The sequence below is a fragment of the Verrucomicrobiia bacterium genome, assembly GCA_035495615.1.
Taxonomy (GTDB): Bacteria; Omnitrophota; Omnitrophia; order Omnitrophales; family Aquincolibacteriaceae; genus DATJFP01.
The window spans coordinates 1-25,795 of record DATJFP010000002.1 but is presented as its reverse complement, the minus strand read 5'-3'; the positions used below and the strand labels follow the sequence as shown (position 1 = coordinate 25,795).

The window sequence follows — 25,795 nt, the reverse complement described above, 5'->3', positions numbered from 1 at the left end:
CGTACTCTCAAAATTTCCTTCTGCTCCATCCTTGTTGCTTTTCTAGTAGGGATTGTTGCCCGCGGATTCGTCATGCTGATCGACTTTGTGACGAATCTCTCCTTTTTTGGAAGAGCCTCATTTCATCCCGCGTCGCCCGCGGATCATCATCTCGGGCTTCTCGTCATTATTGTTCCCGTGATCGGCGGTTTCATCGTGGGCCTCATGGCGCGATACGGTTCCAGCGCGATCCGCGGCCACGGCATTCCCGAAGCCATGGAACAGGTGCTCTTCAACGAGAGCCGGATTTCCCCGCGCGTCGCGATCTTCAAGCCTTTGTCCGCCGCGGTTTCCATCGGCACGGGCGGCCCTTTCGGCGCTGAAGGCCCGATCATCGCCACCGGCGGAGCGCTCGGTTCGATCGTCGGGCAGTTCATGAAGATTACGGCGGCCGAACGCAAGACCCTGCTGGCAGCCGGAGCGGCCGCGGGCATGACCGCGGTTTTCGGAACTCCGGTAGCCGCCGTGCTTCTCGCCATCGAGCTTCTTCTTTTCGAGTACCGCGCAAGTTCCATCATTCCGGTGTCGCTGGCGACCGTCGCGGCCATGGCCGTGCGCATCTTTTTCGGAGGAACCGCGGCCTTTACGACCATCGTGGTCCCGATGACGCAGCCCACCGAAGCCGCGCTGGCCCTTTACGTCGGCATGGGCGTGATCTTCGGGATCATTTCCGTTCTCCTCGTGCGGCTGCTTTATCTCATCGAAGACGGCTTTGAAAAAATTCACCTTCACTGGATGTGGTGGCCGATGATCGGCGGCCTGGGAGTCGGGATTGTGGGGTTCTTCGACCCGCGCACGCTCGGCATCGGCTACGAAAACATCAATCACATCGTGAACGGCGACTTCGGGCTCTATGCGCTCTTGACTCTCGGCGTCCTGAAACTGATTTCCTGGGAAGTTTCCATCGGCAGCGGCACATCCGGCGGAACACTCGCGCCTCTTTTCACGATCGGCGGCGCGCTGGGCGGCGCGCTTGGGGGCGTGGCGGCGCACCTGTGGCCTCAGGCCGGCATTGATCCGCGCCTCGCGGCCCTGATCGGCATGGCGGCCGTTTTTACCGGGGCCTCGCACGCGTTTCTCGCGTCCGTCGTCTTCGCCTTTGAAATCTCGCGCCAGCCCCTCGGGCTTTTGCCGCTTCTGGGCTGCTGCTCCGCGGCGTATCTCATCTCCTCGATCTGCATGAAGACCACCATCATGACCGAAAAAATTTACCGGCGCGGCCGGAAGGTCCCGAACGAATATGTCCCGGATTATCTGAGCCATGTGCCGGTGAAGGAAATCTGCTCGCGGCATCTGGTCGCGCTGCAGGCCGATGATTCCGCGCAAAAGGCGCGCGAGTGGGTGGTTTCGGGCATCAGCGGGTCCACGCACCAGGGCTTTCCGGTGCTGGAAAAAGACGGAAGCTTGATCGGCGTGATCACGCTGAAAGATTTGATGCCGGGGCAATTGCCGCCGCAGACGACGGTGCGCGAATTGGTGAAGCGGACGCCTCTTGTGATTTACGACGATAGTTCCGTGCGGGAAGCCGTGGACATCATGGCTCAGGAACAGATCGGGCGCCTGCCCGTTGTCTCCCGCAAAGATCCGCGCAAAATCCTCGCGATGCTCACGCGCAGCGACGTCCTTTCCGTGGGGCGCCGCCGGCTGGAAGAAACCGGCCGCCGCAAGACCATCTACTCCGTCAAGCCGCTGCTTTTGAAAGTCCTCTACCAGCGTAAGGCCGGCTAGTTTCTTTTTCCGGGCCGCTTCCATGAATGGATTTCACCACAGGACCTGCAAGCCATGGCATGAGTCCGAGCCCGCGCAGCACCGCGCGCCGGAACGCCGCGAAGCGCAGCAGGCGCGTCATGGCGCGGCAGGCGCGCCGTCGTTTGTCCATGAGCTTGGCGTAAAGCCGCGGCCATTCCTCTTCCAGCGCGTCATACCATTCGAAGCGCAGTGAGTGGAGGAGCGAAGTCAGCGCGCGCGCCTGAAGAAAAGCCCAGTAAATGCCTTCGCCCGTAAAAGGTTCCACGTAGCCCGCCGCATCTCCCAGGATGAAAAGCCGGCGTCCGGCCAGGATTTGGCGTTCCCGCGTGAGAGGCGCCGTGCCTTTCCAGTCCGCGTTCTTGAGGCCTGCGGGAATGTCGAAGCCTGCCTGGTCGAAAAGCGCCGCGCACGCGCCGGGCGTTCCGGCCGCGCGTAAAAACTGCGGGCGCAGGGCCGCCGCGATTTCCAGCTTGTCGTCTTCCCGCCGCACCAGACCCACATAACCTTCCTTGCCGCAGGCCATGTAGATCGTTCCTTCTTCCGCGGGGGATGCGCCCGCTTCCAGCACCGTGGAAACGCCCACCATGGAATCCGGCGCCACGCTGCTCGGATAGCTTTCGGATTCGGACAGCGCGGTTCCCAGCAGCCCGTCGGTCGCCAGCACCATGCGCGCCCGCGCCGTGAATTCGCGGCCTTCGGAGGCCAGGCGCACGACCGCGGCATTGTCCTCCGCTTTTTCGAAAACGCCTTTGGTTTCCGGCAGGAAAGTCACGCCCTGCGCGCAGGCTTCGTGGATGAGCGCGGCATCGAGAGATTCGCGCGACAGGCCCGCGCTTTCGGGAATGCGGATGCGCGCGCGCCTTCCTTCGGCGCCGAGGTAAAGCGTGCCCAGGCGTTTGGCCCCGAGCTCACGCGCCAGATGGCCGAGCCCCGAGAGTTCCAGCTCCCGCAGCGCGCGCCAGCTCAAACAGCCGCCGCAGGGTTTGTGGCGGGGAAAAGCCGCTTTGTCCACGAGAAGCACGGCCGCGCCGTACTTGGCAAGTTCATGCGCCGCGAGCGAGCCCGCGGGTCCCGCGCCGATCACGAGGAAATCCCAGAGCCGCGCTTCGGGGCTTGTTTCCGTCCGGCCCTGCACGAGTCCTGAGGCGAGTCCGAAAGGTTTCATGGCCGCCACCACACGAGCCGGTAACGCTCCGGCCACACGTGCTCGAGCTGCGGCAGGGGAAGTCCGGCTTTTCTGATGACGTTCATGATTTCCGGCGGCGTGAGCGCGGCGCGCACCGACTGCGGGCCGTCCGCATGCACGACCGGGGAGCGCGTGAGCAGCCTCGTCGCGACGTAGGCCAGGGCCAGCCCGGCCCAGGAACGCTTCAGGTCGGTGAGCACGATCAGCTTCGCGGAAGAGGCGAGCAGTTTTTTGAGAAAAGCGGCCAGCTGTTCCTCGTCGAGGTGGTGCAGGAAAAGACTGTTGAGCAGCGCGTCGTAGCCGCCGGGCACAGGTTCCTTCAAGACATCCATCACGAAGTACCGCGCGTCCACGCCTTCGCGGCAGGCGCGCTGACGCGCGAAAATCACGGCCTGCGGATTGAAATCGCATCCTTCGAAATCGTAAGGCAGGCCTTCTTTACGGGCGCGGCGGGCCAGGCTCAGCGCGTTGTCCCCGGCGCCGCAGGCCATGTCCAGGATACGCGCGGTGTGCGGGCCGCGGAAGTGCTTCCGCAGCGGCTCCCAGAAAAGGAGGTCCGCGAAGCTCGTGCGGTTGAGCGCCGCCAGCCCCACGAGCGCCTGCGTGTGCACGGGCCTGTCGAGATAAAGATCGTCCATGATTTCCGGAACCCGATGACGTTCCGCGAGCGCCTGCATTTTTTCCTCCTCCGGGTAAATCGAGTATCCCGCCAGATTATCGGCCTGCCGGAAGAAAAAAGCATCGGGCTCTCCCTGAAAAGCGGTTCGGCAGAGGGATGAGGAGAGCGGCCAAAGGCGGTTTTCTTCCGGAAAATTTTCAAAGGCCGTCGGGGATTTCCTCAAATTCGCGCGCCTCGGGCTGGGGCGCTTGACGCCGCCGAGGTTCGGGCTTACCGTAGATAAAAATAAAAAAGCGGGGTAAAACATGAAGTACAGGGTGGGCATTTCGGGTTCGTACGGCGGCATGAATCTGGGCGACGAAGCGATCCTGGAATCGATTTTGATGCAGCTGCGCGCGAGCCTCGACGTCGAGGCCGTGGTCTTTTCCCGCAGCGTCGAGGACACGGAGCGGCGGCACAACGTGCGGGCCGTGCCGATCCGCGACATGCACAAGGACGAAGTGCTGAAAGAACTCTCGAAGCTTGACCTTTTCATCGTGGGCGGCGGCGGTATCCTGTTCGATACCATGGCCGAACGCATCCTGCGCGACGTGAACTGGGCCAAAGAGCTGGGAGTGCCCGTCATGATCTACGCGGTGAGCGTGGGGCCGCTGAAAAGCGCGGAGACCAAACAGCTGGTCTTGCAGACGCTCGACAACGTGGACGTCATCACGGTCCGCGAGAGCGAGGCGAAAAAGCAGCTTCATGATCTCGGCGTCAACCACGTGATCGAAGTGACCGCGGACCCCGCGCTGCTTTTGAAGCCGCAGCCTTTTACGCCGGAAATGCTGCAAAAAGAAGGGATCAACCCGGACCTGCCGCTCGTCGGCTTTTCGGTGAGGGAGCCCGGTCCCGCGGCGCCGGATCTGGACATTGACCATTACCACACCATCTTGGCCAATGCCGCGGATTTCATGGTTGAGCGCTTCGACGCGCAGATCCTCTTCGTGCCCATGGAAGCGGGCGTCAACCGCGACCCCCAGCATTCGCACGCGGTGATCGCGAAAATGGCGAACGCGCAGCGCGCGATGGTGCTGAAAGGCGAGTACAAGTCCGCGCAGGTCCTGGGCCTTGTCAGCCGCATGTCCTTTGTCGTGGGCATGAGGCTCCATCTGTTGATTTTTTCCGCGATCCAGCACGTGCCCTTCGTGCCGCTGCCGTACGCCTCCAAAGTCAAGGGACTGCTCGCGGATCTCGACATGACCATGCCCGCTCTTTCGCAGATGAATACCGGAAAATTGTGCGCCTATCTGGACAGGTCCTGGGATTACCGGAAAGAAACAGTCGAAAAGCTGAAGGAAAAATTGCCGCCGCTCCAGGAAAAGGCGAAAAAAACAAACCAGATCCTCTGCGATTTCGTGAACGGCCTGGCTCTCAAGGCGAGGTAAGACAACATGCCCGTGCTGCGACGTCCGCCTCAGCCCCAGGTGATGGAACTTCCCCCGAGAAAAGCGGAAGTGACGGCGGAAACGGATGTCCTCGTCGTGGGCGGAGGCCCGGCCGGGCTCGGCGCGGCGGTGGGCGCCGCGGCCGCGGGAGCGGACGTCGTGCTGGTCGAGCGCTACGGATTTCTGGGCGGCAACGCCACGGCGGCGCTTGTCATGCCGCTCATGTCGTTCCACACGCAGCACCCGCGCAAGGAAAAAGAGGGCGCGCTCACGCTGCTTCCGACCGACCACGGGCGCGGCGAGGCCGTGATCGCGGGCGTGGTGAAGGCGCTGCTCGAGCGGCTCGTCAAATCCGGAGGCGCGATCCCGCCGTCGCTGAAAACCGGCTATACCGTGCCGTTCGATCCGGAGGTTTTCAAGCTGGCCGCGCTCGACATGCTGGACGAAGCGGGCGTTCATTTTCTTTTCCATGCCTTTGCGAGCGACGCGGTCATGGAAGGCCGCAAGGTGCGCGGCGCCGTGTTCGAGACGAAATCCGGCCCTGTTGTCGTGCGGGCGCGTGTGGTCGTGGATTGCACGGGCGACGCGGACATCGCGGCAAGGTGCGGCGCGCCTTTCGAGATCGGGCGCCAGGAAGACCGGCTCGTGCAGCCGATGACGCTCATGTTCCGCATGGTGGAATTCGAGCACAGCGCCTTCGATGCTTACGTCAAACAGCATCCGGACCAGTGGCGCGGCGTGCACGGCCTGTGGGATCTCGTGCGCAAGGCCGCGGCGGCCGGCGAGCTGGAGCTGCCGCGCGAGGACATTCTTTTTTTCGGCACGCCGCACGAGCGCGAGCTCAGCGTGAACAGTACGCGGGTGACGCGGGTCCTCGGAACGGATGTGTGGGACCTTTCGTACGCGGAATGGCAGAGCCGGCGGCAGATGCGGCAGATCGCGGCTTTCCTGCAGAAGTACGTGCCGGGTTTCGAGAAGGCGTACGCGGCGCAAAGCGGCGTTAATGTAGGCGTGCGTGAGACGCGCCGGATCGTGGGCGATTACCAGCTGAATGCCGACGACGTCCTGAGCGCGAAAAAGTTTACGGACGTGATCGCCCGCAGCGCGTACCCGCTGGACATTCACAATCCCGAGGGGACAGGCACGCTGCTCAAGCATCTGCCGCCGGGGGAAGCCTACGACATCCCGCTGCGCTGCCTTTTGCCGCAGAATGTGGAAGGGCTCATCGTGGCGGGGCGCTGTATCTCAGGAACGCACGAGGCGCATTCTTCGTACCGCGTGATGCCGGTTTCCATGGCGACGGGCCAGGCCGCCGGCGTTTGCGCGGCGCTTGCGGCCGAACGCGGCAAAGTGCCGCGCGACATCCCGGCGACAGACGTGCAGATTGAACTGCTGCGTCAGGGCGCGGACCTGGGCCGGCCTGCCGCCATGCAAAAGGCATCGTAGGAGGGCTTATGAGATACGCGCGATTCTGGATGGGAGTTTTTTTGACGGCGGCCGCGTTCCAAGCCGCGGCGCGCGCGGCCGTGCCGGAACGGGAAATGATGGCGCTGGAAGTGCGCGAGGAAGAACTGGAATCGGATCTTGGCCGGTTCCGGCAGGAAGCCAAAGCCGCGGGCATGCTGCAGGAAAAATACGACATGGTGACGGCGGAGCTGTCGGGACATCAGATTGCGGCCAAGGCTGCCGTAGATCAGCTGAAAACCGCGGCGCCCGAGGCAGAGGACGCGGCGCGTGAAGCCGCGCTGCGTTCGCTGACCGAGCTGGAAGGCGCGCTCTCGAAAGCGCGCCGCGACGCGGCCCTGGAAAAATTTGCATCGGCCCCTTAGGCCGGAGGAGAAGTCATGAGAGAATTCTGGGTAGGCTTGCTGGTCCTGATTATGATGGGTGTTTTGAGCGTGGCCGGCGTCTTGCTGCTGCCGGTGCTGCTCGTCATGGGCATTTTCTTGAGAATCATCATCGGCATTCTCATCCTGATCGCAGCGATATGGATGGTGGGAAAAGTGACGCTGCTGCTTTTGGGTTCGTCGAAAAAAAACCATGCTCCCAAGGAGATTGATCAGAATCAGTCTTTGTAAGACGGCGGTGACAACAGGAGGCGTTATGACGGAAACAGCCGTGCAGGAAAACAAAAGAGCGGAAGCGGCCGAAGTGTGGCCGGGTTCGCCGTATCCTCTGGGGGCCACGTGGGACGGCCAGGGCGTGAATTTCGCGCTTTTTTCCGAGCATGCCACGGGCGTGGAGCTTTGCTTTTTCGATTCCGAGCATCACGCGCAGTCTTCGCGCCGCTTCCGCCTGGAAGCGACGAATTTCGTGTGGCACGGCTACGTGCCGGGCGCGAAGCCCGGCCAGATCTACGGCTACCGCGTGCACGGCCCGTACGAACCTGAAAACGGGCTCCGCTTCAACCCCAACAAAGTCCTGCTCGACCCGTACGCGCGCGCGGTCACGCGGTTCATGCTGTGGAAAGACGAGATGTTCGGCTACAAAATCGGGGACGAGGCGGCTGACTTGTCGTTCGATGAGCGCGACAGCGGACCTTACGTGCTGCTCGGCGTCGTGGTGGACAACGCGTTCGACTGGGAAAACGACCGCGCCCCGAAAGTTCCCTGGCACAAGACGCTGATTTACGAATTGCACGTCAAAGGTTTCACCAAGCTCCATCCGGAAATTCCGGAAAACCTGCGCGGCACTTACGCGGGGCTGGCTTCCGAACCCGCGATCCGCCATTTGAAAGAGCTCGGCGTGAGCGCGGTCGAGCTCATGCCCGTCCATTTCCGCCTGGACGACCGGCTCCTCGTCGACAAGGGCCTGAACAATTACTGGGGCTACAACACGATCAATTATTTCGCGCCGGACGCGCGCTATTCGTCCGTGGCCTCGGCAAGCCCGCAGGATACGGTGCGCGAGTTCAAGGCCATGGTCAAGGCGCTTCACGCGGCTGGCATGGAAGTCATTCTGGACGTTGTCTACAACCACACGGCCGAAGGCAATCACCTCGGGCCCACGCTCTCTTTCCGCGGCATCGACAATCCTTCGTATTACCGGCTCATGCCCGAGCGCCGTTATTACGAGGATTTCACCGGCTGCGGCAACACGCTGAATCTCCAGAATCCGCGCACGCTGCAGCTCATCATGGACAGCTTGCGCTACTGGGTGCTCGAGATGCATGTGGATGGATTCCGTTTCGACCTGGCCAGCGCGCTCGCGCGCGAGCTGCACGCGGTCGACAGGTTGAGCGGTTTCTTCGACATCCTGCACCAGGATCCCGTTTTGTCGCAGGTGAAACTCATCGCCGAACCGTGGGACGTCGGCGAGGGCGGCTATCAGGTCGGCAATTTTCCGCCGGGCTGGGCCGAGTGGAACGGCAAATACCGCGACGCCATGCGCCGCTTCTGGAAAGGCGACGAGCAGACCGTCGCGGAATTTGCGACACGCCTTGCGGGAAGCAGCGACCTTTACCAGGCGGGCGGCCGGCTTCCGTATGCCAGCATCAATTTCATTACCTGCCACGACGGCTTCACGCTGCGCGACCTGGTGAGCTACGACGGAAAGCACAACGAAGCCAACAAAGAAGACAACAAAGACGGCGAAAACAACAATCTGAGCTGGAACTGCGGCGCGGAAGGGCCGACCGAGGACAAAGCCATCGCGGCACTGCGCGCGCAGCAGCGCCGCAACTTCATCGCCACGCTTCTTCTTTCTCAGGGCGTGCCCATGCTGCTGGCTGGCGACGAAATGGGCCGCACGCAGCAGGGCAACAACAACGCGTACTGCCAGGACAACGAAATCAGCTGGGTCTCGTGGGACCTTGCGCCCGAAGAACGCGAATTTCTGGAATTCACGCGGCGCCTGATCGCCTTCCGCAACGGCCAGCCCGTCCTGCAGCGCAAAAAGTTTTTTCTCGGCCGCGAGATTCGCGGCGCGGGCGTCAAAGACATTGTGTGGCTGAAGCCGCCGGGCGAACCCATGGAGGACGAGGCCTGGCAGGCGCCTGCGGCGCATTGCCTCGGCGTGCTTCTGGAAGGAACCGCACTCACGGAACTCGATGAGCGCGGCCGCCGCGTCACGGGAGACACGCTTCTCATCTGGATGAACGCGGCGCATACGCCCGTGGAAGTCAACCTTCCGCAGGAGGAAGGTGCTTCGTGGGATTTGCTTTACGATACGGCCGGCGCGAGGAACGGCGGTGATTTTTCGTCCGGCGCTTACGAGCTCGGAGGCCGCTCCGTGGCTGTTTTCCGGCGGAAGAAATAACGTGGCGGGACTCACGGTTTTGCGCGACGAAATCCGCGGCCTTGCGCGCGCTTCCCGGCAGCCCGCCTATCTCCCGGCCTCCACCTACCGCCTGCAGCTCAACAAAAATTTTACGTTCGGCCAGGCCGCGCCGCTGGCCGCGTATTTGCGCGACCTGGGCATCGACACGCTGTACTGTTCGCCCTACCTCGAGGCCACGCCCGGCTCGCTCCACGGCTATGACATCACGAATCCGCTGCGCCTCAATCCGGAAATCGGCACGCCCGAAGATTACGAGCGGTTTTGCGGCGCGCTTTGCGAAAAAGGGCTCGGTCAGATTCTCGACATCGTGCCCAATCACATGGGCATCCGCGGCAACACCAACACCTGGTGGCAGGACGTGCTGGAAAACGGAGAGGCTTCGGCCCACGCCTCTTTTTTCGACATCGACTGGAACCCGCCGAAAGCCGAACTCGCGGGCAAGGTGCTGGTCCCGATCCTGGAAGACCATTACGGCATCGTGCTCGAAAAAGGCGAGATCGCGCTGCATCTCGAAGGAGGCCGGCTTTTACTGAAATATTACGATCACGAATTTCCGCTGGACCCTTCGACGTATCCTTTCGTGCTGGCGCGCGGCCTGGAAGAGCTGCACGCCGGCGCGTCCGTGGAAGACGGCGTTTTTTCCAGTTTCGTCGAAGTGCTGGAAGCCCTGCACAAACTGAGGAACAAGACTTCGCCCGAAGACCGGAAGGCGAGAGACGCCGAAAAGGAAAAGGCCAAGGAAAATCTCGGCGCGCTTTTCCGGCGCTCGGATGCGCTGCGCGGATTCGCCGAGAGCCGCGTGGGGCTTTTCAACGGCTCGAAGGAAGACCGCCGCAGCTTCGACCTGCTCGACGAACTCATCGGACGCCAGCATTACCGCCTCGCCTTCTGGCGCGTGGCTTCGGAAGAAATCAATTACCGGCGTTTTTTTACGGTCAATGATCTGGCCGCGATCCGCATGGAAGACCCGGAAGTCTTCGACGCTTACCACGCGTCGCTTTTCCGCTGGGTCTCGGCGAAAAAACTGCAGGGGTTCCGCATCGACCATCCGGACGGGCTTTACGATCCGGTGGCTTATTTCCGGGGGCTGCAGCGGCACGCGTTCGCGCAGCTGGCCGCGCGCGATCTCCAGGGAGCGGCAAGCGAAGAAGAACTGCGGGCCGAGGCCCTTGCCGTGGCGCGGGAAGAGGAGTTCGCGGGACTTACGCCGTTTTTCACTGTGGTCGAGAAAATCCTGGAGCGCGGGGAAAAACTACCCGCGGACTGGCGCATCCACGGCACGGTCGGCTATGACTTTCTGAACGACTTGAACGGCCTGTTCGTCCAGCGCGAAAACCAGAAAGCCGTCCAGGAGGTTTACGAGAGCTTCATCGGGCATCCCATCCGTTTCAACGAGGCCTCGCACGACCAGAAGAAATTTTTCGCGACCGTGTCCATGGCAAGCGAAGTCAGCAGCCTGGGAAACCGGCTGGACGCCATTTCCGAAAAAAGCCGGTGCTTCAGGGATTTCACGCGCGCCAGCCTGACGGCCGCCATCGGCGAAACCATCGCGTGCTTTCCCGTCTACCGCACCTACATCACGCCCGGAGACACCGCGGTTTCCGAGCGCGACCGCAAATACATCGAGATCGCGGTCAAAAAGGCGAAGAGCCGGAATCCGGGCATGAATCCCTCGGTCTACGATTTTCTGGCCAAGGTGCTGCTGCTCGAGCTGGGGCCCGGGCTCCCGGAGGAAAAACTCTACCGGGATTTCGTGCTCCGTTTCCAGCAGCTCACGGGCCCGGTCATGGCCAAGGGCGTGGAGGACACCGCGCTCTACATTTATAATCCGCTCGTTTCGCTCAACGAAGTCGGCGGGAGCCCGGACAGCTTCGGGATTTCCGTGGAAGAATTCCACCGCCATAATGCCGAGCGTCAGGAGCAGTGGCCGCACGGCCTTATCGCGACCTCGACTCATGACACCAAGCGCAGCGAGGACGTGCGCATGCGCATCAACGTCCTCAGCGAAATTCCCCAGGAATGGAAGACCCAGATCGAGCGCTGGGCGATTGTTAACGAAAAGCACAAGACGCTGATCCGCGACCTGCTCCAGCCCACGCGCAACACGGAGTACTTTATTTATCAGACGATGCTCGGAGTATGGCCTGATCTAGCGGATCCGAATCCGAATCAAGTCCCTGAAAACCTGCGGACACGGCTGGAAGAATACTTTTTGAAATCCGCGCGCGAGGCCGGGCTTTACACGAGCTGGATGAAACCGGAAGCCGAATACGAAGAGGCGCTGAAAAAATTCCTCTGCGGCATCCTCTCGGGAGAAAAATCCGGGGGATTTCTCGGCACGTTCCTCGAATTTCAGAGGAAGATTTCCGCGGCGGGAAAACTGAATTCACTTTCGGCGCTTGTCCTGAAGCTGGGTTCCCCCGGAGCCGCGGATTTTTACCAGGGGACCGAGCTCTGGGATTATTCGCTGGTCGACCCGGACAACCGCCGCCCGGTCGATTACGATCTGCGCCGCGCGCTTCTCTCGGGCGTGGCGGAAAAAACCGCGTCGTCCGTGACGAAAGAAAAAATCCTGGAGGAGTTCCTGGCCTCGAAGGACGACGGGCGCATCAAGCTGTACCTGCTTTCGCAGGGGCTTCATTTCCGCCGGCGCGAACCGCGGCTTTTCAGCGGCGGGGACTACGTGCCGCTCGAGATCGCGGGCGAAAGAAAAAAAGACGCGGTCGCTTTTCTGAGGCGTCAGGGCGGCGCCCGCGCGGTCGCAGCCGCGGGTCGATTTTTTTCCGGCACGGCGAGTGATGCGCCTCCGGCCGAATTTTGGAAAGGGACATTTGTGCTGCTGCCCCAGGACAATGCCCTGCGCGCGCTGACGGACATCTTCTCAGGCCGGCGCGTGAGCCCGCGCCCGTTCCAGGACAAGCCCGCGATCGAGCTCTCGCAGATTTTCAGCCCGCTTCCGGCCGCGCTTCTCTCCGGCCCGGCCGCGAATGAACCCGCGGGTTAAGCGCTCCGCACCTGGCTCGCGGCTTCGACCTTCAGCTCGCCGGATTTTTTGACCATTTCCGCCGGCGGAAGATCTTCGGTCATCTCGTCGTAACCGGTTTTGAGCTCCACCTTCAGCCATCCGGAATCGCGCCTGTCGAAAGCCGCGTACGCTTCCAGCACATTGTAAAACGGTTCCTGCTGCGTCACGAGCCGCGAGGGATCGATCTGCCCGCTGCGGACCAGGTTCAGGAGATCCGGGATGTAGCGGCGGTGATGGCAGTTGCCCATCTGGATCGTGAGATTTTTATTCATGGCCGCGCCGATCGGAAAAGTCGTGACCGTGAGCGGGTAAACGCCGATCACGGCGAGCGTGCCGGCCTTGGCCAGGCTCTGCACCGCCCATTGCAGCACCTGCGACGGGCCGTCTCCGGGCCGCCAGTTCTCGCCGTCCGGATGGGTTTTGGGCGCTACTTCGTGGAGCTCGCGCTCGAATTCGTCCGCGTTTTTCTTCGCGGTCTTCAACCCCGGCCCGCCGTGCGGCCTTTCCGCGTCCACGCCCACCGCGTCGATCGCGCGGTCGGGACCGATGCCGTTCGTCAGGCGGGCCAGCGCTTCCACCGGATCTTCTTCGTTGAAGTTGATGACCTCCGCGCCCTGCATGCGCGCGACGGCCAGGCGCGTCGGCACCGAGTCCACGGCAAAGATGCGTCCCGCCCCGCGCAGTTTCGCGCTGGCGATCGCGAATTGCCCCACGGGTCCGCAGCCGAAAACGACGACGACGTCGCCATGCCCGATCTCCGCCAGCTCCGCGCCGAAATAACCGGTCGGAAAAATGTCCGAGAGCAGGATGGCCTGGTCGTCGGTAACGTCTTCCGGAAGCTTGACGAGCCCGACGTTGGCATAAGGCACGCGCGCGAATTCGGCCTGCAGGCCGTGGAAAGGCCCGCTGTCTGCCGGGCCGCCGAAAAAGGCCGTGCCTTTCATGGTCCCGTTGGGATTCGCGCCGTCGCATTGCGCGTAATAGCCCGCGCGGCAGTACGAGCACACGCCGCACGCGAGGGTGGAAGGAATGACGACGCGGTCCCCGACGCTCAGGTTCCGGACGTCCTGTCCGAGTTCTTCGACAATGCCTACGCCTTCATGGCCCAGGATGGTCCCGCGTTTCATGCCCGACATGGTCCCGCGGATCATGTGAAGGTCCGTGCCGCAAATGGCACTGGTCGTGATGCGGACGATCGCGTCCGTGGGGTCTTTGATGCGCGGCTCGCTGACGTTTTCGAGACGGATGTCTCCGATATTGTGCCAGACTAAAGCTTTCATGGCTTACCTGCTTTCCCCATGCCGTATTTAAAAAAATGCAACATCCATGCCACGGAAATTCTTGATGAAAAGTAAGGGGATGTATGAAACCGCGCTTCGGATTGAAGGGTGCGGCTGTCAGGGAACCCTGACAAAGGGGGCGGCAAATGCCGCAAAGTTCGGGCAGCGGCTTTTTTAGTCAATTTTCGTGCTGCAATGATTTTTTTTCAGGTACAATGGCCGCCTACCTGGAAAAAATCCAAAAAGGAGCAACAATGAAAAGTTCATGGAAGAAATTAGCGGTCTTTTTTATCCTGCCTTTATTCTTTAACGGATGCGCGCTTTTCGTGCTCGGCGCCGGCGCCGCGGGCGGATACGCCATCAGCCGCGACGAGATCGAAGGATTCTCGGACAAGTCGGCCGACGCAGTTTGGAGCAGCGCGCTGGAAGTGCTGACCGGCCAGGGAGCCATCCTCCTGCAGGACAAGCAAACCGGGCATCTCGAAGCCAAGGTCGGCGGTTCCGAAGTTAAAATCGAAATCTTCCAGGTCACGCCCAAGAGCGTCCGCATGCGCGTCCAGGCCCGCAAAGGCTACAACCTTTTCCCGGATATGAAGCTCGCGCAGCGCATCTACACGCTTCTCGTCAATGAGCTGAAGGGCTGAGCGTCCTGACGCGCGGGAAGTAAATGCACGCGATTTCATTCCTGCAGGACATGGCCATGGTCATGGCGGCAAGCGCCGTGATCATGGTCCTGTGCCAGCAGCTCCGCCTCCCCGTCGTCTTGGGATACATTCTTGCGGGGCTTTTGATCGGCCCCCACACGCCGCCGTATTCCCTCGTCCACGACATCGGCAGTATCAACACGCTTTCTGAGCTGGGCGTCATCTTCCTGCTTTTCTCGATCGGCCTCGAATTCAGCATCAGACGCCTGGCCAAAGTCGGACTGGTGGCTTTCGTCGCGGCGACGGTCGAGATCATCCTCATGATCTGGATCGGCTTTTCCGCGGGCCGGGCGCTCGGCTGGAAATTCATGGACAGCCTTTTCCTCGGCGCGCTCCTTTCGATCTCGAGCACCACGATCATCGCCAAAGTCCTCATGGACATGAAAAAGATCAAAGAGAAATTCGCGCAGGTGATCCTGGGCATTCTCGTGATCGAAGACATTCTCGCCATCGTCATCATCGCGCTCTTGTCCGGCATCGCGGCGACGGGCACGCTCGAAGTCAAGCAGGCGGGAATCGAAGTGATCCGCGTGGCCTCGTTCATTCTGGCGGTTTTATTCCTCGGATTCTGGCTGGCGCCGCGCGCGCTGCGTTTTATCGAGCGATTCGAAAGCAATGAGACCCTGATCGTGGCCATCCTCGGCTTCTGCTTCGGCGTTTCGCTCGCGGCCGCAAAGTGCGGCTTTTCCGTCGCGCTTGGCGCCTTTCTCGCCGGGGCCATCCTGGCGGAAACCGAACACGTGAAAAAAATCGTCCATCTCATGGAGCCGATCCGCGACATGTTCACGGCCGTCTTTTTCGTTTCCGTGGGCATGCTGCTCGACCCCAAAGTCATGATGGAATTCCGCGCGCCGATCCTCGCGCTGACACTCGTGACGATCGCGGCCAAAATCATGAGCTGTTCGGCGGCCACGTTCCTGGCGGGCTACAACGTCACGACCGCGTTTAAAGTAGGGCTCGGCCTCGCGCAGATCGGCGAATTTTCGTTCATCATTGCGCGGCTCGGCGAAGACCGCGGCGTGACGAGCCCGTTTCTTTTTCCCATCGCGGTTTCGATTTCCGGCATCACGACGCTGACCACGCCTTTCCTGATGAAAAACAACGAGGCGGCCGTACGCGGCCTGTCACGCCTTGCGCCCAAGGGATTAGGGGATCTTCTTGGGTTTTACACGTCCTGGCTTGAAAGGGCGGGGACGGGCTCCGAAAGAACCGGAGCCGTGAAACGTCACGTGGGCGCGGAGCTTCCCCGCATCGGCCTTTACGTCGTGGGCGCGTTCGGCATGGCGTATGCCGTGACGAGGATGCATTATGCCGCCTGGATGCCGCGGAATTTTTACTGGCCCGTGCTCGGCGTTTCCATCCTGCCTTTTTTCATGGGCTTTGCGTATGCCGTGGACCGGATTTTCCTTAATGTTGCCGCCGCGTTCGGGGGCGGCGAAGCCGGAGGGTTTCCGGAAGCGCACCAGGTCCTCCACAATGTTTTCCGCTTCTTCATCATCCTGACCGCGGGGCTGGTCTTCCTCGCGGTCGGCTCTTTTTTTCTCCCGAGCTTTCCGCTCACGATTGCCGTGGCCGGGCTCGTCCTTCTCGCGCTTCTTTTTCTCGGAGACTCGGTGCGTCGGGCGCATCGCCGCGTCGAGCACGTGGTGCTGGGCGTGTTTGGGACCGAGACAGGGCGGAAGGAAGAAGAGCCGCAGGACACGGCAGCGCATGACGAGCTCGCGCGCCTCATCCGCGAAGAATATCCCTGGGAAGTGGCCACCGAAGATTTTCTGCTGCCGTACCGTGAATCCGCGTTGAACCAGACGATCCGCGACCTTCGGCTGCGCTCGGAAACCGGCGCGAGCGTGGTCTGTGTTTACCGCGGCGCCGAATCTATTCCCAATCCTCCGGCGGAGACCCGGCTTCTTCCCGGCGACGTCCTTTTACTCATGGGCAGCCCGGACCAAGTCCGCGCCGCGATCGGGTTCCTGCATGCGAAAGTCAAAGAGCCGCCGCCTCGCGCGCCGGAAAAAATCGGGGCGCCGCACACCCAGGCCTTTGAAATTCCCGCGGGCGCGTCGAGCGCCGGAAAAACGCTGCGGCAGATCAAGCTGCGGCGGCGCACGGGTATTTCGGTGCTCGGCCTGAAAAAAGGCAACCTCTCGATCAACAATCCCGATCCTGAAACGCTCCTCGAGGCGGGCGACACTCTCATCCTTTTCGGATGGCCCGAACAAATCGAAGCGGCCCAGCGCTGCCTTGCCGCGGCCGAATGAAGTCTTTGTCCGGAATCGAAGCCAATCTCTGGAAGCTCAAAATCGTCCGCCTGCTTTTCTGGATGCATTTTTATTCCGCGGTGCTCGTGCCTTTTTACACGGACTGGGGCGGGCTGAAACTCTCCCAGGTGCTTTTCCTGAACGCCTGGTTCATGTTCTGGAGCTTCGCGTTCGAAGTGCCGACAGGCGTGGTGGCGGACCGCTTCGGGCGCAAGACGTCGCTCGCCTGCGGTTATTTCCTGGGCGCGGCAGCCGCGCTGCTTTACGTGAGCCGCCCCGCTCTTCCGGTTTTTCTCGCCGCGGAAATGTTGATGGCGGCCGCCTACACGCTGCATTCCGGCGCGGATGAATCGCTGGCTTACGACAGCCTGGCCGCGCTCGGGAAAACCGGCGCCGCGAAGGCCGAGCTTTCGGCCCTGGAGTCATTCAAGCTCGGAGGCATCATCCTGGCGACCGCCGCGGGCGGCTTCATCGCGCACGCGTGGGGTCTTGCCGCGCCCATGCGGTTTTACGTCCTGCCTTCGGCCGCGGGATTTTTCCTGGCGCTTTCCATGACCGAGCCTTCGCTGGATTCCGGAAGCGGGAAGCCGCCGTCTTACCGCCTCATCTTGAAAGAGGGCACCCGGCTTTTTTTTCAGCACAAGGTGCTGTGGCTTCTGGCCTCGGAACTCGCGCTCACGAACGCGATGGCGTGGGGCATCATCTGGCTTTATCAGCCGCTTCTTTTGAGGGCAGGTTTGCCGCTGGCTTATCTCGGTGTCGTGAATGCGCTGGCCTGCGTCGGCCAAATCCTTTTTCTTTCCAGCGCCGCAAACCTGGAACGCCTGCTTGGCTCCAAGCGGAACTTGCTGGTCTTTGCCACCGCCGCCGCCGGGCTTGCGCTTCTCGGCCTTGCCGCTGCCAAGCCTCTTTACCTGGTCGCGGGCCTGATCGTGCTTGCCTTCAGTTTCGGGCTGACACGCGTTCCTATATATAATGCCTACATGCACGCGGTCATTCCCTCGGAGCAAAGGGCTACCGTGATTTCCATGGCGTCCATGGCCCGGACGCTGGCCATCGTGGTCATGAATCCTTTGATCGGGCTTTTGGCGGACAAATCCCTCAGCCTGGCCGTGGCGGCGCTCGGGGGCTCGATCCTGGCGCTGACTTTTTTTTCGAGGATCGAGGAAAAACACCTGGCAGAATAGCCAAGCCCGGTCTGGTAGAATAGCGCATGTCCCGGCCCCACATTTCCATCCTTCTTCCGGTTCGAAACGGTTCCCGCACGCTGCGGCGCGCCGTGGAAAGCTGTCTTGCGCAGACCTTCCGCGATTTCGAGCTCCTTCTCGTGAATGACGCGTCCACCGACGAAACGCCGGAACTGGTCCGCTCTTTTGCCGCCGCCGATCCGAGAGTCGTGCCGCTCAAGGCCTCGGGCGGACTGATTTCCGCGCTCCAAACCGCCCACGAAGCCGCGCGAGCGCCGCTTCTTGCGCGCATGGATGCCGACGACTTTGCCTATCCCGATCGGCTTTCGGAGCAGGCGGCGTTCCTCGAAAAAAATCAGGACGTGGCCGCCTGCGGCACGCAGGTCCGCATTCTTGGCAGCGGCCATGGCGAGACACCGCGCGAAGGATTTTCCCGTTACGAATCCTGGATCAACGCGCTGACCGCGCCGGAAGAAATCTCGCGCGAGCGTTTCGTGGAAAGCCCGCTTGTGCATCCGAGTGTCATGATGCAGCGCGAGGCGTTCGAAGCGTGCGGCGGCTACCGCGATCCGGGCTGGGCCGAAGATTACGACCTTTGGCTGCGCATGCTGGAAAAAGGCATGCGGCTGGCGAAAGTGGAGCGCGTGCTGCTCGACTGGTCGGACGGGCCGGACCGCCTGACGCGGACAGACGGCCGCTATTCGCTGCTTCAATTCATGCGCGCAAAGGCGCATTTTCTCGGACGCATGTCCGCCGTGCGTTCGCGCGGCGTGATCATCGCGGGCGCGGGCCCCACGGGCAAGCAGCTGGCCGCGCTGCTGCGGGAAGAAAACGTCACGGTGCATGCCTTCATCGAAGTCCATCCACGCCGCATCGGCAAAAAAATCGCGGGCATTCCCGTGTGGGAAGAAGCCCGCGTGGGTGAAGCCGGAGCCTTGTTGCCGGTCGCGCTTTCCGCCGTGGGCCAGCCCGGCCGCCGGCAGACGATCCGCGAATTTTTTGCCGGCCGCGGCTACATCGAAGGCGAAAACTTTTTCTGCTTCGCGTGACGCCATGACCGGCCTCTACGTCCACATCCCTTTCTGCGAAAAAAAATGCCATTACTGCGATTTCGCCGTGACCACCGACCGTTCGGCGGAAATGCGGCAGCGATTTTTTTCTGCTCTGCGCTGCGAAGCAGAAAAGGCCCGCGCAAAATACGGGCGGTTTCTTTTCGACACGCTTTATCTCGGAGGCGGCACGCCGTCCGCGGTTTCCGCGGCGGAAACCGAAGCCCTTGTTTCCCATCTGCGCGGCCTGTTCGATTTTGCGCCGGACTTCGAATTTACTTTGGAAATGAATCCGGGCGACGCCCAGCCGGAGAAACTCCGGGCTTACCGGCGCCTGGGCGTGAACCGCGTGAGCCTTGGCGTGCAGGCGTTCCAGCCGGAACTGCTGCGGGCCATGGGCCGCTCGCACGGCGTCCCTGAGATTGCCGCGACCGCGCGCCTTTTGCGGGAAGCCGGATTCGAAAACGTAAGCATGGACCTCATGTTCCGCCTTCCGGGGCAGACGCCCGCGCATTTCGAAGAGTCGCTGCGCCGGGCGCTGGACCTCGGGCCCGCGCAAATCACGGCGTACGATCTCGAAGTCCTCGACGCCACGGCCTTCGGCAAGCGGAAAAAACGCGGGGCGCTGGATTTGCCGGACGAGGACGCGCATCACGCCATGTTCGCGCTCGCGGAAAAAATCCTGCGCGGCGCGGGATACCGCCAGTACGAGCTCGCGAGTTTCGCGCGGCCGGGCTTTGAATGCCGCCACAATCTTATTTATTGGAAGGGCGAGGACTATCTGGGATTGGGGCCGGGCGCGGTTTCGTTCCTGCGCGGCGCGAGGACGCGGGTGGCGGCGGACGTGGCCTCGTATCTTGCCAAGGTCGAACAGGGAAATCCGGGCCTGGACGCCGAAGACAAGCTCACGCCTGCCGAGAGGGAAATGGAGAGGCTGATTACGGGACTGCGCCTCGAAGAAGGGATCTCGCTGGAAGAGTTTCCGTCCCTGGCGCTGCGCGTGCGGGAGCTTTTCGATTTCTGGGCCGGGCATGGCATCGTGGAAGAAAAGGCCGGCCGCTTCACGCTCGCGCAGAAAGGGCGGTTCCTGGCCGAAGGCGTTCTGGCGGAACTGGCCGCGCAAGGAATTGCTGGCCGCGGGCGGGAAGCGGGCGTACAATAATTGCGGAATCGAGGTAGATCATGGCCTTCGACAGCGTGAAATGGGATGAAGCCAAAGACGGTGTCCTGAACGAAGCCGCCCTCCGCAGAAAAATCGAAAGTCTCGGCTATTCCGTCACCCGCCACGTTTATCCCCCCGGCACTTATTTCCCGGACCACATCCATGGCGCCGATAAAATCGATGCCGTTGTTTCCGGCCGGTTCCTCATGACGACGCGCGAAGGCACCTTGGTGCTGGAAGCCGGCGATTATCTCGAAGTGCCGAAAAAGACCGTGCATCGGGCCGAAGTACTCGGCCGGGATCCCGTCGTGAGCCTGGACGCCATCCGGATTTAGTCCTGCGGCTCTCCGGCCGATAGACTATACTCATGATAGGATCGCAAGAGGAATGCTTATGAAAAAGATCGCCATCGTTGACGGAGTGAGAACGCCTTTTATCAAGGCCTGGACCTTGTTCGATGCTATCCCGGCCCAGAGGCTGGGGGCGCTTTGCGTGACCGAGCTTCTGCAGAGGACCGAGATCGACCCCGCCCTTATCGACGAAGTCATCATGGGATGCGTGGGTCAGCCCATCGACGCGGCCAACGTTTCGCGGGTCATCAGCCTGGCCGCGGGCATTCCCAAGGACAAAAAGGCCTACACCGTAAACCGCAATTGCGCGTCCGGCTTCGAGGCCGTGACCAGCGCGGCCGAGAAAATCAATGCGGGCGTGGACGAGATCGTGATCGCGGGCGGCGCCGAGTCCATGTCCAACGCGCCGCTTGTTTTCAGCAAGGAAACGCAGGGCCTCCTCATGAAACTTTCCCGCGCCAAGACCTTTCTCCAGAAACTTCAGGTTGCGGCGCTATTCCGGCCCGTGCACTTCAAGCCGATCGCCGCGCTGCAGCTTGCGCTCACGGACCCGGCCTGCGGCTTGAACATGGGCCAGACCGCGGAAGTGCTGGCGAAAAAATTCGCGATTTCCCGGAAGACGCAGGACGAGTTCGCGCTGAAAAGCCATCTCAACGCCCTGGCCTCGCGCGACAAATTGCGCGAAGAGATGATGACCGTTTTCATCCCTCCCAAGTACGAAAAATTCGCGCAGGACGACAACGGCCCGCGTGAGGGACAGACGATGGAGGCGCTGGCCAAATTGAAGCCCGTGTTCGACAGGCTGAGCGGCACGGTGACCGCCGGCAATTCGTCCCAGATCACCGACGGCGCCTGCGCCCTCTTATTAATGGAAGAGTCGCGGGCCAAGTCTATGGGCTATGAAATCCTCGGCACGATCCTGGCTTATGACTATGCGGGCCTCGAGCCCAGCGAAATGGGCCTGGGTCCGGTGTTCGCGATCGACCGCGCGCTGCACCGCGCCGGGCTGAAACTCAAAGACATGCAGCTTTTCGAAATCAACGAGGCGTTCGCGGTGCAGGTGCTGGCCTGCCTGGAAGCCGCGGCGTCCAAAAAATTCTGCGAAGACAATGGGCTTCACGCGCGCCCGCTCGGCGAGATCGATCCCGCGCTGCTCAATGTCAACGGCGGCGGCATCGCGCTCGGCCATCCGGTCGGCGTCAGCGGCGCGCGCCTTGTCATGACCTGCCTGAAAGAAATGAAGCGCCGCGGCCTGCACCGCGGGCTCGTGTCGCTGTGCGTGGGCGGAGGCCAGGGCGGCGCCCTCGTCCTGGAGAGGAATTCATGAGCAGGGTCTGGAAACTTACCGCCGAAAACGGTATCGGCATCCTGGAGATCGACGTTCCCGATACCGAAGTCAACGTGCTCACCACCGAAGGCCTGACCGAACTGCGGGACATTGCAGGCGAAATCGCGGGCCGCTCGGATCTGCGCGCGCTCGTCATTGTCAGCGCCAAGAGCCGGATTTTCATCGCGGGCGCGGACATCAAGGAAATCGACGGCATCAAAACCAAGGAAGACGCTGTCGCCAAGGCCGAGCAGGGGAAAGCGGTTTTTCAGAAGATCGAAGACCTGAAAATTCCGGTCGTCTGCGTCATCAACGGCGCCTGCCTCGGCGGCGGTTATGAGCTCGCGCTTTCGTGCACGGCGCGCACCGCATCGTTTTCTCCCAACGTCAAGATCGGGCTCCCCGAAGTGAACCTGGGCATTCTTCCCGGCTTCGGCGGCAGTATCCGTCTGCCGCGGCTTCTCGGGCTGCTGAAAGCCATGCCGCTCATCCTCGCGGGCAAGATCGTCTCCGCGCAGGATGCGCTGAAAAACGGCATGGTGGACAAACTTTTTCCGGAAAAAACCCTTCGTGAAGATTCGATCGCATTCGCAAGAAGCCTCGCGGACGGCGCCAAGCCCCGCAGGCCCCGGAAAAAAGACCTCGTCACGAAGCTGTTCGAAGACACGCCGCCGGGAAAGGCTTACGTCTTCAGCCGCGCGGAAAAAGACGTGCTCGCGAAGACCAAAGGCTTTTATCCCGCGCCGCTGGAAATTATCCGGCTCTTGCGCGCCACTTACGGCATGAACTCGCCGCAGGCGTACAAGCTGGAAAGTGACCACTTCGCGAACCTCGGCACGACCGACGTTTCCAAAAACCTCATCAAGGTCTTTTTTCTCAGCGAGAAATACAAGAAGATCCGCTGGACTCCGGCCAAAGTTCCGGCCTGGAAGGTCAAGAAATGCGGCGTGATCGGCGCGGGCGTCATGGGCGGCGGCATCGCGCAGCTGGTGACGACACGCGATATCCCCGTGCGCGTCAAAGACCTCAACGAAAAGGCGCTGGCAGGCGCGCTGAAAGAAGCGCGGAGCATCTATTCGGGCGCGCTCAAGCGCCGGAAGATCAAGAAGCACGACCTCGAAAATAAAATGGGCCTGATCTCGGTGGGCACCACGAACAAGGGCCTGAAAAACTGCGAGATCCTGATCGAGGCCGTCGTCGAAGACATGGGCATCAAGCAGAAGGTGTTCAAGGAGCTGAGCGGGATCGGGGCTCCGGACACGGTGCTTGCGTCCAACACCTCGTCGCTTTCGGTGACGCAGATGGCGTCGGTCTGCAAAAATCCCGAGCGCGTAACCGGGCTTCACTTTTTCAATCCCGTGCACCGCATGCCGCTCGTGGAAGTGATCCGGGCGCAGCAAAGCTCCGACGAGGCCATCGAAAAGACCGTGCAGTTCGCGCGCAATCTGGGCAAAACCGTGATCGTGGTCAAGGACGCGCCGGGATTTCTGGTGAACCGGCTGCTGCTGCCGTACATGAACGAGGCCGCTTTCCTTCTTCAGGAAGGCATGAGCGCCGAAACGATCGACCGCCTCGCTGAAAAATTCGGGATGCCCATGGGCCCCATCGAGCTGGTGGATCAGGTCGGCATCGACGTCGGCTACAAAGTCGCGCACGTTCTCCATGAGGCTTTCGGCGAACGCATGAAAGTCGCCAAGATCCTCGAAGACGTGAAGGCCAAAGGCCTGCTCGGGAAAAAATCCCAAAAAGGATTTTACGTTTATGACGGGAAAAAGAAATCCGTGAATCCCGAAGTGCCGGCCGCGCAGAAAACGTCCGGCGTTTCCGAAGAGGACGCGGTCAAGCGCATGATTTACATCATGATCAACGAAGCCGCGCGCTGCCTCGACGAAAAAGTCGTGGACGGCCCCGCGTCCGTCGATATCGGTATGATCATGGGCACGGGTTTTCCTCCTTTCCGCGGCGGCCTTTTGGCGTACGCGGATTCGGTCGGCCTCGCGAACGTGGTCAAAGACCTCGAGCGTTTCCAGAATTCCGTCAGCCGGGAACGATTCGAACCCGCGCCTTATCTGGCCGCCCTGGCCAAGTCCGGCAAGAAGTTCTTTTAGTCCACATCCCCTAAGTCATTTCTTATCAGCAGGTTATAAATTTTCATGAATATCCTCCCGGCAGCTTCCGTCCTAAGCCCTGTAAAGGGGAACAGATTTTGTCTCCCTGCAAAAATGGGAAGGGGGTGAATGTATGAAAAAGTTCATGATCGTGATGGTGCTGGGCCTTCTCGCTTTCCAGGCCGCTGCTTCGGCCGCGGAACTCACGGATGGCAAGGTCCTTCCCGTGAAAGAAAGCGAAACCGCTCTGGTTAATTCCGGAACGGATGTGCAAAGCGACCTGAATGCGACTTCGGAAGGTTTGACCGGGGAAGCGCAGGCCGTTGCCGATAAGGCTTCTGACGCTGCGGCGAAGGAAGCGACGATGTAACATCGTGCGCCGAATTTTCCGCGCGGCCCGCGGCCGCGCAGGAAAGCGGGAGAACCGAGCAGGTGAACCACGGCCTTATCGTGGAAGGGCTACTCTGCAGCCCGAACCTTAAGAAGTTAATCTCGCAGGCGTGGCAGAGAGGCATTATAATAGCGCAACAAACCTAGCGGCGGAGGGAACTCATCCCTCCGCCGCGCACGATTCGAAAGAGAGACGATGAAAAAATCCCGGGCTGTTTTCCTTCTTTCCCTTTTGCTCGTCCTTCCGCTTTCCGCCGCGCGCTCCGAGGAAAAGCAAATCGTCCTGGATGCCCGCCGCGACGTCGCGCTCAGCGTCTTCAACGACGGGCTCGCGCTCGTGCGCGAAGTGCGCCAGGCGGACATTCCCGCGGGCACATCGCGCCTGAAACTCACGGACATTCCCGTGCTGCTCATGCCGGAGTCCGTGCGTGTCCAATCGCTTACCGCGCCGCAGGATTTTTACGTCGCGCGGCAGGTTTTCGAACAGAACACCGCGGATGCGCACAGCCTTCTGGATAAATTCGTGGGAAAGCAGATCAAAGTCGTGAATTGGAACCAGTTTCAGGACCGGAAAGAGACGCTGGACGCCACGCTGCTTTCCAACGACGGCGATCCGGTGTATCTCGTCGGGAATGAAGTTTACATCGGATATCCGGGCGCCAAAATCCTGCCGGGCCTGCCCGAAGGGTTCGTACTCCGGCCGTCGCTGACCTGGGAAGCGGGCGCAAAATCCGCCGTGAAGCATGACCTCGAGATTTCTTATCTGACTTCCGGCATCAGCTGGAAAGTCGATTACGTGATGCTCCTGAAAGAATCCGGGCCCGCGGAGCTGACGGCCTGGGCCACGCTTTCCAACGAGAGCGGCGCGTCATTTCAGGACGCGGGGCTGCGGCTCGTCGCGGGACAGGTGAACCGGACTTACCAGGAGCAGCCTCAGGCGTATGCCATGAAGGCCGGGCGCGCGAGCATGGCGATGGCCGAAGCCGCGCCCGCGCCGCCGTCTTTCGAGCAGCAGTCCCTGTTCGAATACCACGCTTATGATTTGTCGTCGCCCGTGAGCCTGGAAAATCACGCGAGCGTGCAGCTCCCGTTTTTCCAGCCCAAGAACGTGACGCTGGAAAAAGAATACAAGGTGGAAAGCCCGCAGTATTACTACGGCCAGGCTTTCTATGATGAAGACGGCGCGGGAAAGCTGCCGGTGAACGTTTACCTGAAAACAAAAAACACGCAGGAGAATGGATTGGGCGCGCCGCTGCCGCAGGGCACGGTGCGGCTTTACCAGCAGGGCGCCGAAGGCCGGCAGACTTTCGCCGGAGAGGACGCTCTTCCGTCCGTGCCTCAAGGAGAGACCGTGCGGCTCCGCGCCGGCCAGGCTTTCGACATCACCGCGCGCCGCAAGCAGACCGATTACAAGCAGCTGGCGGGCAACACGTTTGAATCCGCCTGGCAGGTGACGCTCAAGAACGCGAAGGCTGAAGACGTGGAGGTGCTCGTCAGCGAACCCCTGTCCGGCAACTGGCAGGTGATCGAAGAAAGCCAGCCGCATGAGAAACTAAACGCGAACCTCATCCAATTCCGCGTTAAAGTGCCCAAGAACGGGGAAACGGTACTGGATTACCGCGTAAAGACAGGATACTGACATGAAAAAAATCATTTC

At 61.3% G+C, this 25,795-nt stretch carries 20 protein-coding genes and 1 riboswitch; of the genes, 17 read left to right on the top strand and 3 right to left on the bottom strand.

Annotated features, from left to right (window positions below; translation table 11 throughout):
• The first annotated feature begins 72 nt into the window (after window positions 1–72).
• Window positions 73–1,767 carry a chloride channel protein gene (locus VL688_00115; GenBank protein HTL46452.1) on the top strand — a complete coding sequence of 565 codons (1,695 nt, stop codon included), beginning with the start codon at window positions 73–75 and terminating at the stop codon, window positions 1,765–1,767.
• Here the strand turns inward: VL688_00115 and VL688_00110 are convergent.
• A complete protein-coding gene (locus tag VL688_00110; protein HTL46451.1) occupies window positions 1,721–2,953 on the bottom strand; it encodes an FAD-dependent monooxygenase in 1,233 nt (410 codons plus the stop codon). The two genes, VL688_00115 and VL688_00110, sit on opposite strands and share 47 nt — an antisense overlap.
• Complete coding sequence (locus tag VL688_00105) at window positions 2,950–3,651, bottom strand: methyltransferase domain-containing protein (GenBank protein ID HTL46450.1); 702 nt, start codon at window positions 3,649–3,651, stop codon at window positions 2,950–2,952. The genes VL688_00110 and VL688_00105 overlap by 4 nt, the downstream gene beginning before the upstream one ends.
• Window positions 3,652–3,898: 247 nt before the next feature.
• Here VL688_00105 and VL688_00100 point away from each other — a divergent pair, with 247 nt between their 5' ends.
• Genes VL688_00100 through treY form a run of 6 tightly spaced genes read left to right on the top strand, consistent with a single transcriptional unit; the run spans window position 3,899 to window position 12,302 of the window.
• Window positions 3,899–5,020 carry a polysaccharide pyruvyl transferase family protein gene (locus VL688_00100; protein HTL46449.1) on the top strand — a complete coding sequence of 374 codons (1,122 nt, stop codon included), beginning with the start codon at window positions 3,899–3,901 and terminating at the stop codon, window positions 5,018–5,020.
• A gap of 6 nt (window positions 5,021–5,026) precedes the next feature.
• Complete coding sequence (locus tag VL688_00095; GenBank protein ID HTL46448.1) at window positions 5,027–6,466, top strand: FAD-dependent oxidoreductase; 1,440 nt, start codon at window positions 5,027–5,029, stop codon at window positions 6,464–6,466.
• An 8-nt stretch (window positions 6,467–6,474) separates the two neighbouring features.
• Entirely contained in the window at window positions 6,475–6,849 is a 375-nt protein-coding gene (locus VL688_00090) for a hypothetical protein (GenBank protein ID HTL46447.1), read from the top strand.
• Between the two features lie 15 nt (window positions 6,850–6,864).
• Window positions 6,865–7,098: a hypothetical protein gene (locus tag VL688_00085; protein ID HTL46446.1), complete on the top strand. Its 234-nt coding sequence runs from the start codon at window positions 6,865–6,867 to the stop codon at window positions 7,096–7,098.
• Between the two features lie 25 nt (window positions 7,099–7,123).
• The gene (gene glgX, locus VL688_00080; protein HTL46445.1) at window positions 7,124–9,277 is read left to right on the top strand and encodes a glycogen debranching protein GlgX; all 2,154 of its coding nucleotides are present in this window, start codon (window positions 7,124–7,126) and stop codon (window positions 9,275–9,277) included.
• Entirely contained in the window at window positions 9,210–12,302 is a 3,093-nt protein-coding gene (gene treY, locus VL688_00075) for a malto-oligosyltrehalose synthase (protein HTL46444.1), read from the top strand. The genes glgX and treY overlap by 68 nt, the downstream gene beginning before the upstream one ends.
• Here the strand turns inward: treY and VL688_00070 are convergent.
• Complete coding sequence (locus tag VL688_00070) at window positions 12,299–13,603, bottom strand: zinc-dependent alcohol dehydrogenase (GenBank protein HTL46443.1); 1,305 nt, start codon at window positions 13,601–13,603, stop codon at window positions 12,299–12,301. The genes treY and VL688_00070 overlap by 4 nt on opposite strands.
• A gap of 254 nt (window positions 13,604–13,857) precedes the next feature.
• Between VL688_00070 and VL688_00065 the strand changes: the two genes are divergently transcribed.
• From VL688_00065 to VL688_00020, 10 genes are all read left to right on the top strand, one after another.
• On the top strand, window positions 13,858–14,247 hold the full coding sequence (locus tag VL688_00065; protein ID HTL46442.1) for a hypothetical protein: 390 nt from the start codon (window positions 13,858–13,860) through the stop codon (window positions 14,245–14,247).
• Between the two features lie 23 nt (window positions 14,248–14,270).
• The gene (locus VL688_00060; protein HTL46441.1) at window positions 14,271–16,565 is read left to right on the top strand and encodes a cation:proton antiporter; all 2,295 of its coding nucleotides are present in this window, start codon (window positions 14,271–14,273) and stop codon (window positions 16,563–16,565) included.
• The gene (locus VL688_00055) at window positions 16,562–17,752 is read left to right on the top strand and encodes an MFS transporter (protein ID HTL46440.1); all 1,191 of its coding nucleotides are present in this window, start codon (window positions 16,562–16,564) and stop codon (window positions 17,750–17,752) included. Before VL688_00060 ends, VL688_00055 begins: the two co-directional genes overlap by 4 nt.
• A gap of 26 nt (window positions 17,753–17,778) precedes the next feature.
• Complete coding sequence (locus VL688_00050) at window positions 17,779–18,801, top strand: glycosyltransferase (protein HTL46439.1); 1,023 nt, start codon at window positions 17,779–17,781, stop codon at window positions 18,799–18,801.
• 4 nt (window positions 18,802–18,805) lie between these two features.
• Window positions 18,806–19,963, top strand: coding sequence for a radical SAM family heme chaperone HemW (gene hemW, locus VL688_00045; GenBank protein ID HTL46438.1), 1,158 nt, complete (start codon window positions 18,806–18,808; stop codon window positions 19,961–19,963).
• Window positions 19,964–19,983: 20 nt separating this feature from the next.
• Window positions 19,984–20,298, top strand: a complete 315-nt coding sequence (locus VL688_00040; protein ID HTL46437.1) for a cupin domain-containing protein — start codon at window positions 19,984–19,986, stop codon at window positions 20,296–20,298.
• A gap of 58 nt (window positions 20,299–20,356) precedes the next feature.
• Window positions 20,357–21,640, top strand: a complete 1,284-nt coding sequence (locus VL688_00035) for a thiolase family protein (protein ID HTL46436.1) — start codon at window positions 20,357–20,359, stop codon at window positions 21,638–21,640.
• Entirely contained in the window at window positions 21,637–23,748 is a 2,112-nt protein-coding gene (locus VL688_00030) for a 3-hydroxyacyl-CoA dehydrogenase NAD-binding domain-containing protein (GenBank protein HTL46435.1), read from the top strand. Before VL688_00035 ends, VL688_00030 begins: the two co-directional genes overlap by 4 nt.
• Before the next feature lie 133 nt (window positions 23,749–23,881).
• The gene (locus tag VL688_00025) at window positions 23,882–24,118 is read left to right on the top strand and encodes a hypothetical protein (protein ID HTL46434.1); all 237 of its coding nucleotides are present in this window, start codon (window positions 23,882–23,884) and stop codon (window positions 24,116–24,118) included.
• A riboswitch (cyclic di-AMP (ydaO/yuaA leader) is annotated at window positions 24,116–24,264 on the top strand. (Overlaps the previous gene by 3 nt.)
• Before the next feature lie 70 nt (window positions 24,265–24,334).
• Window positions 24,335–25,777: a DUF4139 domain-containing protein gene (locus VL688_00020; protein HTL46433.1), complete on the top strand. Its 1,443-nt coding sequence runs from the start codon at window positions 24,335–24,337 to the stop codon at window positions 25,775–25,777.
• The last annotated feature ends 18 nt before the right edge of the window (window positions 25,778–25,795 follow it).

Excerpts from the sequence above, each read along its gene's own strand:
- VL688_00115 (HTL46452.1), top strand. The coding sequence starts at position 73 with ATGCTGATCGACTTTGTGACGAATCTCTCCTTTTTTGGAAGAGCCTCA.
- VL688_00110 (HTL46451.1), bottom strand. The coding sequence starts at position 2,953 with ATGAAACCTTTCGGACTCGCCTCAGGACTCGTGCAGGGCCGGACGGAA.
- VL688_00105 (HTL46450.1), bottom strand. The coding sequence starts at position 3,651 with ATGCAGGCGCTCGCGGAACGTCATCGGGTTCCGGAAATCATGGACGAT.
- VL688_00100 (HTL46449.1), top strand. The coding sequence starts at position 3,899 with ATGAAGTACAGGGTGGGCATTTCGGGTTCGTACGGCGGCATGAATCTG.
- VL688_00095 (HTL46448.1), top strand. The coding sequence starts at position 5,027 with ATGCCCGTGCTGCGACGTCCGCCTCAGCCCCAGGTGATGGAACTTCCC.
- VL688_00090 (HTL46447.1), top strand. The coding sequence starts at position 6,475 with ATGAGATACGCGCGATTCTGGATGGGAGTTTTTTTGACGGCGGCCGCG.
- VL688_00085 (HTL46446.1), top strand. The coding sequence starts at position 6,865 with ATGAGAGAATTCTGGGTAGGCTTGCTGGTCCTGATTATGATGGGTGTT.
- glgX (HTL46445.1), top strand. The coding sequence starts at position 7,124 with ATGACGGAAACAGCCGTGCAGGAAAACAAAAGAGCGGAAGCGGCCGAA.
- VL688_00070 (HTL46443.1), bottom strand. The coding sequence starts at position 13,603 with ATGAAAGCTTTAGTCTGGCACAATATCGGAGACATCCGTCTCGAAAAC.
- VL688_00065 (HTL46442.1), top strand. The coding sequence starts at position 13,858 with ATGAAAAGTTCATGGAAGAAATTAGCGGTCTTTTTTATCCTGCCTTTA.
- VL688_00060 (HTL46441.1), top strand. The coding sequence starts at position 14,271 with ATGCACGCGATTTCATTCCTGCAGGACATGGCCATGGTCATGGCGGCA.
- VL688_00055 (HTL46440.1), top strand. The coding sequence starts at position 16,562 with ATGAAGTCTTTGTCCGGAATCGAAGCCAATCTCTGGAAGCTCAAAATC.
- VL688_00050 (HTL46439.1), top strand. The coding sequence starts at position 17,779 with ATGTCCCGGCCCCACATTTCCATCCTTCTTCCGGTTCGAAACGGTTCC.
- hemW (HTL46438.1), top strand. The coding sequence starts at position 18,806 with ATGACCGGCCTCTACGTCCACATCCCTTTCTGCGAAAAAAAATGCCAT.
- VL688_00040 (HTL46437.1), top strand. The coding sequence starts at position 19,984 with ATGGCCTTCGACAGCGTGAAATGGGATGAAGCCAAAGACGGTGTCCTG.
- VL688_00035 (HTL46436.1), top strand. The coding sequence starts at position 20,357 with ATGAAAAAGATCGCCATCGTTGACGGAGTGAGAACGCCTTTTATCAAG.
- VL688_00030 (HTL46435.1), top strand. The coding sequence starts at position 21,637 with ATGAGCAGGGTCTGGAAACTTACCGCCGAAAACGGTATCGGCATCCTG.
- VL688_00025 (HTL46434.1), top strand. The coding sequence starts at position 23,882 with ATGAAAAAGTTCATGATCGTGATGGTGCTGGGCCTTCTCGCTTTCCAG.
- VL688_00020 (HTL46433.1), top strand. The coding sequence starts at position 24,335 with ATGAAAAAATCCCGGGCTGTTTTCCTTCTTTCCCTTTTGCTCGTCCTT.